This is a genomic window from Pantoea sp. B270 (assembly GCF_018726825.1).
GTDB classification, from domain to species: Bacteria; Pseudomonadota; Gammaproteobacteria; order Enterobacterales; family Enterobacteriaceae; genus Pantoea; species Pantoea dispersa.
Window position 1 is genome coordinate 1,465,430 of sequence record NZ_JAHCSX010000001.1, and the last position, 9,749, is coordinate 1,475,178.

At 59.7% G+C, this 9,749-nt stretch carries 11 protein-coding genes; all 11 read left to right on the forward strand.

Features of this window, described 5'->3' with window-relative positions; all coding sequences use genetic code 11:
- Positions 1-81: 81 nt before the first annotated feature.
- The 11 genes from fliF (at position 82) to fliP (ending at position 9,737) form a co-directional block, all read left to right on the forward strand.
- Positions 82-1,803, forward strand: coding sequence for a flagellar basal-body MS-ring/collar protein FliF (fliF, locus tag KOL70_RS07120; protein WP_058771155.1), 1,722 nt, complete (start codon positions 82-84; stop codon positions 1,801-1,803).
- A complete protein-coding gene (gene fliG, locus KOL70_RS07125; RefSeq protein ID WP_021509869.1) occupies positions 1,800-2,792 on the forward strand; it encodes a flagellar motor switch protein FliG in 993 nt (330 codons plus the stop codon). Before fliF ends, fliG begins: the two co-directional genes overlap by 4 nt.
- The gene (fliH, locus tag KOL70_RS07130) at positions 2,785-3,489 is read left to right on the forward strand and encodes a flagellar assembly protein FliH (protein ID WP_021509868.1); all 705 of its coding nucleotides are present in this window, start codon (positions 2,785-2,787) and stop codon (positions 3,487-3,489) included. Before fliG ends, fliH begins: the two co-directional genes overlap by 8 nt.
- Entirely contained in the window at positions 3,489-4,844 is a 1,356-nt protein-coding gene (fliI, locus tag KOL70_RS07135) for a flagellar protein export ATPase FliI (protein ID WP_058757395.1), read from the forward strand. The genes fliH and fliI overlap by 1 nt, the downstream gene beginning before the upstream one ends.
- A 24-nt stretch (positions 4,845-4,868) precedes the next feature.
- Positions 4,869-5,312, forward strand: a complete 444-nt coding sequence (gene fliJ / locus KOL70_RS07140; RefSeq protein WP_021509866.1) for a flagellar export protein FliJ — start codon at positions 4,869-4,871, stop codon at positions 5,310-5,312.
- The gene (locus tag KOL70_RS07145) at positions 5,309-6,574 is read left to right on the forward strand and encodes a flagellar hook-length control protein FliK (protein WP_215480447.1); all 1,266 of its coding nucleotides are present in this window, start codon (positions 5,309-5,311) and stop codon (positions 6,572-6,574) included. Before fliJ ends, KOL70_RS07145 begins: the two co-directional genes overlap by 4 nt.
- A gap of 130 nt (positions 6,575-6,704) precedes the next feature.
- Complete coding sequence (gene fliL, locus KOL70_RS07150) at positions 6,705-7,190, forward strand: flagellar basal body-associated protein FliL (RefSeq protein WP_021509864.1); 486 nt, start codon at positions 6,705-6,707, stop codon at positions 7,188-7,190.
- 4 nt (positions 7,191-7,194) lie between these two features.
- Positions 7,195-8,202, forward strand: coding sequence for a flagellar motor switch protein FliM (fliM, locus tag KOL70_RS07155; protein WP_021509863.1), 1,008 nt, complete (start codon positions 7,195-7,197; stop codon positions 8,200-8,202).
- Positions 8,195-8,605, forward strand: coding sequence for a flagellar motor switch protein FliN (gene fliN / locus KOL70_RS07160; protein WP_021509862.1), 411 nt, complete (start codon positions 8,195-8,197; stop codon positions 8,603-8,605). Before fliM ends, fliN begins: the two co-directional genes overlap by 8 nt.
- 2 nt (positions 8,606-8,607) lie before the next feature.
- Positions 8,608-9,003, forward strand: a complete 396-nt coding sequence (gene fliO / locus KOL70_RS07165; RefSeq protein ID WP_215480448.1) for a flagellar biosynthetic protein FliO — start codon at positions 8,608-8,610, stop codon at positions 9,001-9,003.
- On the forward strand, positions 9,003-9,737 hold the full coding sequence (gene fliP, locus KOL70_RS07170; protein WP_031280176.1) for a flagellar type III secretion system pore protein FliP: 735 nt from the start codon (positions 9,003-9,005) through the stop codon (positions 9,735-9,737). Before fliO ends, fliP begins: the two co-directional genes overlap by 1 nt.
- The last annotated feature ends 12 nt before the right edge of the window (positions 9,738-9,749 follow it).

Below are 9,749 nucleotides of genomic sequence, written 5' to 3' on the forward strand. Positions count from 1 at the left end.
TCAACGGGCGGGGATGCGTATCAGGGAGTCAGTTTTGTCACCTACATACACCCGGTCAATTATGTCAGGCAGGAATTGGTCATGAATGCGAGTGCAGCCGCCACACAGGATACAGCAAAGAAAGGCTTTAATGACCTTCTCGCCCGCCTGCGCGCAAATCCGCGTATTCCATTAATCGTTGCTGCCGCGGCCGCTATCGCCGTGGTTCTGGCGCTGGTGCTGTGGGCCAAAGCGCCCGACTATCGCGTTCTCTATAACAACCTCTCTGATGAGGATGGCGGCGCGATTGTTACCCAGCTCACCCAAATGAACATCCCTTACCAGTTCGCTGAAAACGGCGGCGCCCTGATGGTGCCCGCCGATAAAGTGCATGAGCTGCGTCTGCGCCTTGCCCAGCAGGGACTGCCGAAAGGAGGTTCGGTAGGCTTTGAGCTGATGGATAAAGAGAAGTTTGGTATCAGCCAGTTCAGTGAGCAGATTAACTACCAGCGTGCGCTGGAAGGTGAGCTGGCGCGCACCATCGAAACGCTCGGACCGGTGAAGAGCGCGCGCGTGCATCTGGCGATGCCAAAACCGACGCTGTTCGTGCGCGAGCAAAAATCTCCGTCTGCCTCAGTAACGCTGAACCTGCAACCGGGCCGTGCGCTGGATGAAGGCCAGATTCAGGCGATTCAGCACATGGTCTCCAGCAGCGTGGCCGGTCTGCCACCAGGCAATGTGACCGTGGTCGATCAGGCGGGTCGCCTGCTGACGCGCTCCGACAGCGAAGGCCGCGATCTTAACGATGCCCAGCTGAAATACGCCTCCGAAGTGGAAGCACGCTATCAGCAGCGCATTGAAGCCATTCTGAATCCGATTCTCGGTCAGGGTAATGTGCATGCGCAGGTGACCGCGCAGATTAACTTTGACCGCAGCGAGCAGACGGACGAGAAGTACCAGCCGAATGCGAACCCGAATAACACGGCGATTCGCTCACGCCAGACCAGCACCAGCGATCAGAACGGCAGCCCGTATCCGGGTGGCGTACCGGGTGCGCTGTCGAATCAGCCTGCGCCGGCCAATACCGCGCCGGTCACCAACCCGCAGCAGCAGAACAATAACAACGCTAACGGTCAGCAGAACAACAACAACGCGCAGAATGCCGGCACCTCGACCAGCACCGCGCAGAGCAGCGGCCCGAGCAGCTCCAGTCGCAACGACACGGTGAACTACGAGCTGGATCGCACCATTCGTCACACCAAACTCAACGTTGGTGACGTGCAGCGCCTGTCGGTCGCCGTGGTGGTCAACTACCGCGATGACGGCAAAGGCAAAGCGGTGGCGCTGAACGATCAGCAGATCAAGCAGATTGAAGATCTGACCCGCGAAGCGATGGGCTATTCGCAAACGCGTGGCGACAGCGTCAACGTGGTGAACTCGCAGTTTAACACTACCGAACCAACCGGCGGCGACCTGCCCTTCTGGCAGCAGCAGTCGTTCTTTGATCAGCTGATGACCGCCGGTCGCTGGCTGCTGGTGGCACTGGTTGCCTTCATCCTCTATCGCAAAATGGTGCGTCCGCAACTGCTGCGTAAACGTGAAGCCGAGAAAGCCGCCGCCGAAGCCGCCGCTGCCCGTGCTGCCGCCCGTGAAGAAGAAGCCGCTTACAGCGTCCAGATCAATAAAGACGAGCTGGACCAGGAGCGCAAATCTAACAACCGCATGAGCGCCGAGGTGATGAGCCAGCGCATCCGCGATATGTCTGAAAACGATCCGCGCGTTGTGGCGCTGGTTATCCGCGAATGGATGAGTAACGAACTATGAGTCTGACCGGTACTGAAAAGAGCGCCATTCTGATGATGACCATTGGCGAAGAGCGTGCGGCGGAGGTGTTTAAACACCTCAACCAGCGTGAGGTACAGCACCTCAGCGCCGCGATGGCCAGCATGAAACAGATTTCGCACAAGCAGCTGACCGAAGTGCTGCGCGAGTTCGAAACCGATGCCGAACAGTTTGCTGCGCTAAGCCTCAACTCCAACGACTACCTGCGTTCGGTGTTGATCAAGGCGCTGGGTGAAGAGCGCGCCTCCAGCCTGCTGGAAGATATCCTCGAAACGCGCGAAACCACCAGCGGCATGGAAACCCTCAACTTTATGGAACCGCAGGCGGCAGCGGATCTGATCCGCGACGAGCACCCGCAGATTATCGCCACCATTCTGGTGCACCTGAAGCGCGGCCAGGCGGCGGATATTCTGGCGCTGTTCGACGAGCGTCTGCGCCACGATGTGATGCTGCGTATCGCCACCTTCGGCGGCGTACAGCCGGCGGCGCTGGCAGAGCTGACCGAAGTGCTCAACGGCCTGCTGGATGGCACCAACCTCAAGCGCGCGAAGATGGGCGGCGTGAGAACCGCAGCGGAAATCATCAACCTGATGAAAACCCAGCAGGAAGAAGCGGTTATCGAAGCAGTACGCGACTTCGATGGCGAGCTGGCACAGAAGATCATCGACGAGATGTTCCTGTTCGAAAACCTGGTGGAAGTGGACGACCGCAGCATCCAGCGCCTGCTGCAGGAAGTGGAGTCCGAGCAACTGCTGATTGCCCTGAAAGGCGCCGAGCAGCCGCTGCGCGAGAAATTCCTCAAAAACATGTCGGCGCGCGCCGCCGATATCCTGCGCGACGACCTCGCCAACCGTGGCCCGGTGCGTATGTCCGCGGTGGAGAACGAACAGAAAGCGATCCTGCTTATCGTGCGCCGTCTGGCGGAAGCAGGCGAGATGGTAATTGGTGGTGGCGAGGAAACCTATGTCTGACGCCTTTTCCGCCCGTGCATGGCAGCGCTGGCAGCCTGATGATTTAGGCGCGCCGCAGCCGCCCGAGCCTGAACTGCTGCTGGCAGAGGAGCCGGACAGCGACCTCGTGCTGAGCGAGGAAGATGAACAGCAGCAGCAGCTGGAACGTCTGCAGCAGCAGATGCGTAAAGATGCGCAGACGCAGGGCTACAGCGAAGGTTATCAGAAAGGCTTCGCCGAAGCGCAGCAAAACGGCTATGACGCCGGGTTCCAGCAGGGACTGGCCGATGCCCAGCAGCAGCAGGCTCCGTTACAGGCGCGTATGCAGCAGCTGGTCACCGAGTTTCATCACACGCTGGAAGCGCTGGATAGCGTGATTGCGTCGCGCCTGATGCAGCTGGCGCTGGAAGCGGCGCGCACGGTGATTGGCCAGGCAACGCAGGTGGATGGCAGCGCCCTGCTGCGCCAGATCCAGCAGCTGATTCAGCAGGAGCCGATGTTCAGCGGCAAACCGCAGCTGCGCGTGCACCCGGACGATCTGCAGCGCGTTGAGCAGACGCTGGGCCCAACGCTCGATTTACATGGCTGGCGGTTGCTGGCCGACAGTTCGCTGCATCCCGGCGGCTGTAAACTCAGCGCCGAAGACGGCGATCTGGATGCCAGCGTCGCCACGCGCTGGCAGGAGCTGTGCCGTCTGGCGGCACCGGGAGCATTCTGATGACGTCACGCCTTTCGCGCTGGCTGGGCGCGCTCGACAGTTTTGAAGACCGCATCAGTCAGGTGCAGACGGTGCGCCGCTATGGCCGCCTGACGCGCGCCACCGGTCTGGTGCTGGAAGCCACCGGCCTGCAGCTGCCGCTGGGCGCCACCTGCATTATTGAGCGCCACGACAACGGCACAATTACCGAAGTGGAAAGCGAAGTGGTCGGCTTCAACGGCCAGAAACTGTTTCTGATGCCGCTGGAAGAGGTCGATGGCATTCTGCCCGGCGCGCGCGTGTATGCCCGCGTGCACGGCGATCACAGCGGTAAACAGCTGCTGCTGGGGCCGGAGCTACTCGGCCGCGTGCTGGACGGCAGCGGCAAACCGCTGGATGGCCTGCCCGCGCCGGAAACCGGCTACCGCGCGCCGCTGATCACCGCACCGTTCAACCCGCTGCAGCGTACGCCGATCCACGATGTGCTGGATACCGGCGTGCGGGCGATCAACGCCCTGCTCACCGTGGGCCGCGGCCAGCGTATGGGGCTGTTTGCCGGCTCCGGCGTGGGGAAATCGGTGCTGCTCGGCATGATGGCGCGTTATACCAAAGCCGACGTCATCGTGGTGGGCCTGATTGGTGAACGTGGCCGCGAAGTTAAAGAGTTTATCGAAAACATTCTTGGCGCCGAAGGGCGCGCGCGCTCGGTGGTGATCGCCGCGCCGGCCGACGTTTCGCCGCTGTTGCGTATGCAGGGGGCCGCTTATGCCACGCGCATCGCCGAAGATTTCCGCGATCGCGGTCAGCACGTGCTGCTGATCATGGACTCCCTCACCCGCTACGCCATGGCGCAGCGTGAGATCGCGCTGGCGATCGGCGAGCCGCCGGCCACCAAAGGCTATCCGCCATCGGTGTTCGCTAAGCTGCCGGCGCTGGTAGAACGCGCCGGCAACGGCATTCACGGCGGCGGTTCAATTACCGCGTTCTATACCGTACTGACCGAAGGCGACGACCAGCAGGACCCGATTGCCGACTCGGCGCGCGCCATTCTCGACGGCCACATTGTGCTGTCGCGTCGCCTGGCCGAGGCCGGTCACTATCCGGCCATTGATATTGAAGCGTCGATCAGCCGTGCCATGACCGCGCTGATTGATGAAACCCACTATGCGCGCGTGCGCCAGTTCAAGCAGTTGCTCTCCAGCTTTCAGCGTAACCGCGATCTGGTGAGCGTCGGCGCTTATGCCGCAGGCAGCGATCCGATGCTGGACCGGGCCATTAAGCTCTATCCACAGATGGAAGCTTTCCTGCAGCAGGGCATTTTTGAACGCAGCGATTATGACGATGCCTGCCTGCACCTGCAGGCGATGTTCGGCTAACGCCGCCCGACTTGAGGTAACGCGATGAAGACAGCCAATGCGATTGATACGCTGCGCGACCTGGCGGAGCAGGATCTGGAACAGGCGGTGATCCACCTCGGCGACATGCGTCGCGGTCAGCAGCAGGCCGATCAGCAGCTCAGCATGCTGCTCGATTACCAGGATGAGTACCGTAATAAGCTCAATCAGGATATGTCCGGCGGCATCGCCAGCACGCGCTGGAGCAATTATCACCAGTTTATTCAGACGCTGGAAAAAGCCATCGAACAGCATCGCCAGCAGCTTAATCAGTGGAACCAGCGGCTGGAACAGGCGCTGAGCAACTGGCGTGAAAAGCATAAAAAGCTGAATGCCTATCAGACGCTGATTACCCGCGCGGAAGAGAACGCATTACGACAGGAAAGCCGTCTCGATCAGAAACGGATGGATGAATTTGCCCAACGGGCCGCATTGAGGAAAGGCGAATGAACACGCTGCCAACACTGCTGACACAGCTTGCCAAAACCGGCAAAGCACAACCTTCAGCGGCAGTGGACAATCTGTCCGCTGCTGACACCCTGCCGCAGGGATTTATTACCGAGCTGGGCAACCGCCTGCTGACGCTGGTTAAGCAGCAGGGGAATGGCGCGCAATCCGCTGATCTGGCGGCAGAAATTGACGCGAAAAACGTCACAAAAGCGTCATTAAGCGCCCTGCTGCAGGCACTGGACAAACCAGAGGCGTTAAACGCACTTTTACAGCCGGAAAACACTAAAGCCGGGCTGAAATCAGCCGATGATAATGACAAGCGCGCAGCAAGTTCGTTAACTGCCAGCGACTTACAGAATGTGCAGGCGCTGTTTGCCATGTTGCCAGCGATGGTTGAAAACCGCAGCAGCCCGCCAGCGGATAACAGCACCACGCTGGAGACCCGGGGTGAGGCGCGCACCAGCCTAAACGCTGCGTTACTTAACAGTTCGCTGCAAAGTGCGCTGAAAGAGGAACAGGCGAAGCCGGATGGCCAGCCATCTAAAGGCAGCGATGCGCTGACCAGCCTGACCGGTGTCAGCCATAGCCCGGTGCAGAGCGCGGCCGCCAGCGGCACGCCGGCCAGCAACAGCGGTATGACGCTGGATGAGAGTTTTCAGCAGGTGCTGAGCACGCTGAGCAAACCGGAAGAGCGGCGCGAGATGCTCAGCAGCCATGACAGCAGCGCGCCGGCCATCAGCAGCCCGCTGAGCAGTACCAGTCCGCTGGTCAGCACCACGGCCAGCACCAGCAGCGCGCCTTCCACGCCGATGCTGAATGCGCAGCTGGGCAGCAACGAGTGGCAGCAGGCGCTGAGTCAGCAGATTGTGATGTTCAGCCGTAACGGCCAGCAGAACGCCGAATTACGTCTGCATCCGGAAGACCTCGGCGCGATACAGATCAGCCTGACGCTGGATAAAGATCAGGCACAGTTAACAATGGTTTCCAGCCACAGCCATGTGAGGGCCGCGCTGGAAGCGGCGCTCCCACAGCTGCGTACGGCGCTGGCGGAGAGCGGCATTAACCTGGGACAGAGTAACGTCAACAGCGACGCCTTCGCACAGGGCCAGAGTTATCAGGGCCAGCAGGAAGGACGTCGCGACGGCCAGTACGGCAGCTTTACCCTCTCCCAGGACAGTGACAACGAGATAACGCCTATTGCCGTCCCGGCAGCCCTCCAGGCGCGCGCGACCGGCAACGGCGCTGTCGATATCTTTGCCTGACAGCGACTAAACGCTGAAGGTAAGCGTAAAACCCGCGTCTTTTCTTCCCATTGTTTGACTTAAGACGCGGGATAATCTGTCCAGGTAAGCCGAGAGGCTTGCCCATAATTCACAGGAAGTAACTGCAAACATGTCTGATAACGCGAAAGCTAAAGGCCGCAAACGTTCATTACTAATTCCGGTGTTACTGATTGTAACGCTGGCCGCTTGCAGCGTGGCAGGCTATGCAGTCTGGCGAATGATGAATAAACACGAGGGTGACAAGCCGGAGGCTGCCAAAGTGGAGCCGCCGCCCGCCCCGGTATTTTTTGCAATGGATACGTTTACGGTTAACCTGGTCAATCCCGACAACGATCCCGATCGCGTGCTGTACGTAGGCTTTACCCTGCGTCTGCCGGATGAGGATACCCGTCGTCGGCTGAATGACTACCTGCCTGAGGTGCGCAGCCGTTTGCTGCTGCTGCTTTCACGTCAGAGCGCCAGCGCGCTGGCAACCGAGCAAGGCAAACAGGCCCTGGTTGAACAGATCAAACAGGTGCTGGCGCCACCGCTGGTAAAAGGTCAACCTGCGCAGGTAGTCAGTGACGTGCTGTTTACCGCCTTCATTTTGAGGTGACTTAATGGGCGATAGCATTCTCTCCCAGGCTGAGATTGACGCGCTGCTCAATGGCGACAGTGACAGTGCGGAAGTAGAGAACAGTTCCAAAGGGGCCGATGGCGATATCCGCCCCTATGATCCCAATACCCAGCGTCGCGTGGTACGCGAGCGTCTGCAGGCGCTGGAGATCATCAATGAGCGTTTTGCCCGTCATTTCCGTATGGCGCTGTTCAACCTGCTGCGCCGCAGCCCGGATATCAGCGTTGGGGCAATCAAGATTCAGCCGTACCATGAGTTTGCCCGCAACCTGCCGGTGCCAACCAACCTGAACCTGATTCACCTGCAGCCGCTGCGGGGGACTGCGCTGGTGGTGTTCTCGCCGAGCCTGGTGTTTATCGCCGTGGATAACCTGTTTGGCGGCGACGGTCGTTTTCCGACCAAAGTGGAAGGCCGTGAGTTCACCCACACCGAGCAGCGCGTGATTCGCCGCATGCTCAAGCTGGCGCTGGAAGGCTACAGCGACGCATGGAAAGCCATTTATCCGCTGGAAGTGGAATACGTGCGTTCTGAAATGCAGGTGAAGTTCACCAACATCACCACCTCACCGAACGATATCGTGGTCAACACGCCGTTCCAGGTGGAGATTGGCAACCTGGTGGGTGAGTTCAATATCTGTATTCCGTTTTCGATGATTGAGCCGCTGCGCGAGCTGCTGGTCAATCCACCGCTGGAGAACTCGCGTCAGGAAGATAACCACTGGCGCGACAATCTGGTGAAACAGGTGCAGCACTCGGAGCTGGAGCTGATTGCCCACTTCGCTGAAACGTCGCTGCGTCTGTCCCGTATTTTGCAACTGAAACCTGGTGACGTCCTGCCCATTGAGAAGCCGGACCGCATCATTGCCCACGTCGACGGCGTACCGGTACTGACGAGCCAGTATGGCACGCTCAACGGCCAGTATGCGCTGCGTGTAGAACATCTGATTAACCCGATTTTGAATTCGCTGAATGAGGAACAGCCCAATGAGTGACAGCAAAAAACCGTCCGATGATATCTCTGCGGACGATCTGTGGGCTGAAGCGATGAACGAGCAGGCGGCGACCAGCAGTGCGGCGGAGCCAGGCGATAACGTATTTAAGTCGCTTGAGGCCAGCGCCGCCAGCGGCTCGCTGCAGGACATCGATCTGATCATGGATATCCCGGTCAAACTGACCGTGGAACTGGGCCGTACCAAGATGACCATTAAAGAGCTGCTGCGCCTGACGCAGGGTTCGGTGGTGGCGCTTGATGGCCTGGCCGGCGAGCCGCTGGACATCCTGATCAACGGCTATCTGATCGCGCAGGGTGAAGTGGTGGTGGTGAACGACAAATATGGCGTGCGCATCACCGACATTATTACCCCGTCCGAACGTATGCGTCGTCTGAGCCGCTAATCATGTTAAAAAACGCGCAAACCGTTCAGCCCGCTCACGCCCAGCCGGTGGTGTCCACCAGTTCAGTCGTTGGGCAAGTCAGCAGCGTGCTGGCGGTGATCGTGCTGCTGATTCTGGCCTGCGGCTGGCTGGCGAAACGCCTCGGCTTTGCGCCGAAAGCGGTGAGCGGCCAGGCGCTGAAAGTCAGCGCCAGCGTGCAGGTTGGCCGTCAGGAGCGGGTGGTGATTGTTGATACCGCCGATGCGCGTTTAGTGCTGGGGGTCACCGGTCAGCAGATCACCCATCTGCACTCGCTGCCGCCGCTGCCACCGGAAGCGTCCCTGCCCGTCAGCGCGGCGCCGCAGGATTTTCGTCAGCTGTTTCAGAACCTGGTTAAACGTCCCGGAAAACCCCAATGATGCGTCGATTGCTCCCTCTTCTGCCGCTGCTGATGCTGCTGGCACCGGCTGCCCATGCGCAGCTGCCGGGTTTGATCAGCCAGCCGCTGGCCAATGGCGGCCAGAGCTGGTCGCTGCCGGTGCAAACGCTGGTCTTCATTACCTCGCTGACCTTTATTCCGGCGGTGTTGCTGATGATGACCAGTTTCACCCGCATCATTATTGTGTTTGGTCTGCTGCGTAACGCACTGGGCACGCCGTCCGCGCCGCCGAATCAGGTGATGCTGGGTCTCGCGCTGTTCCTGACCTTCTTTATCATGGCGCCGACCTTCGACAAGATTTACACCGATGCCTATCTGCCGTTCAGCCAGGACAAAATCAGCATGGACGTGGCGATCGACAAAGGTGCCCAGCCGCTGCGTGAGTTCATGCTGCGCCAGACGCGCGAAGCCGACCTGGCCCTATTCGCCCGTCTCGCCAACAGCGCGCCGATTCAGGGTCCGGAAGCGGTGCCGATGCGCATTCTGCTGCCCGCCTATGTCACCAGCGAGCTGAAAACCGCTTTCCAGATTGGTTTCACCGTTTTTATACCTTTTCTGATCATCGACCTGGTGGTCGCCAGCGTACTGATGGCGCTGGGGATGATGATGGTGCCGCCGGCCACGATTTCGCTGCCGTTTAAGCTGATGCTGTTCGTGCTGGTGGATGGCTGGCAGCTGCTGGTGGGATCGCTGGCGCAAAGTTTTTACTCCTGAGTGGCTTTCCGC

What these genes read in the sequence shown, in the direction of transcription:
- fliF (WP_058771155.1), top strand. Translation starts at nt 82, where the DNA reads ATGAATGCGAGTGCAGCCGCCACACAGGATACAGCAAAGAAAGGCTTT.
- fliG (WP_021509869.1), top strand. Translation starts at nt 1,800, where the DNA reads ATGAGTCTGACCGGTACTGAAAAGAGCGCCATTCTGATGATGACCATT.
- fliH (WP_021509868.1), top strand. Translation starts at nt 2,785, where the DNA reads ATGTCTGACGCCTTTTCCGCCCGTGCATGGCAGCGCTGGCAGCCTGAT.
- fliI (WP_058757395.1), top strand. Translation starts at nt 3,489, where the DNA reads ATGACGTCACGCCTTTCGCGCTGGCTGGGCGCGCTCGACAGTTTTGAA.
- fliJ (WP_021509866.1), top strand. Translation starts at nt 4,869, where the DNA reads ATGAAGACAGCCAATGCGATTGATACGCTGCGCGACCTGGCGGAGCAG.
- KOL70_RS07145 (WP_215480447.1), top strand. Translation starts at nt 5,309, where the DNA reads ATGAACACGCTGCCAACACTGCTGACACAGCTTGCCAAAACCGGCAAA.
- fliL (WP_021509864.1), top strand. Translation starts at nt 6,705, where the DNA reads ATGTCTGATAACGCGAAAGCTAAAGGCCGCAAACGTTCATTACTAATT.
- fliM (WP_021509863.1), top strand. Translation starts at nt 7,195, where the DNA reads ATGGGCGATAGCATTCTCTCCCAGGCTGAGATTGACGCGCTGCTCAAT.
- fliN (WP_021509862.1), top strand. Translation starts at nt 8,195, where the DNA reads ATGAGTGACAGCAAAAAACCGTCCGATGATATCTCTGCGGACGATCTG.
- fliO (WP_215480448.1), top strand. Translation starts at nt 8,608, where the DNA reads ATGTTAAAAAACGCGCAAACCGTTCAGCCCGCTCACGCCCAGCCGGTG.
- fliP (WP_031280176.1), top strand. Translation starts at nt 9,003, where the DNA reads ATGCGTCGATTGCTCCCTCTTCTGCCGCTGCTGATGCTGCTGGCACCG.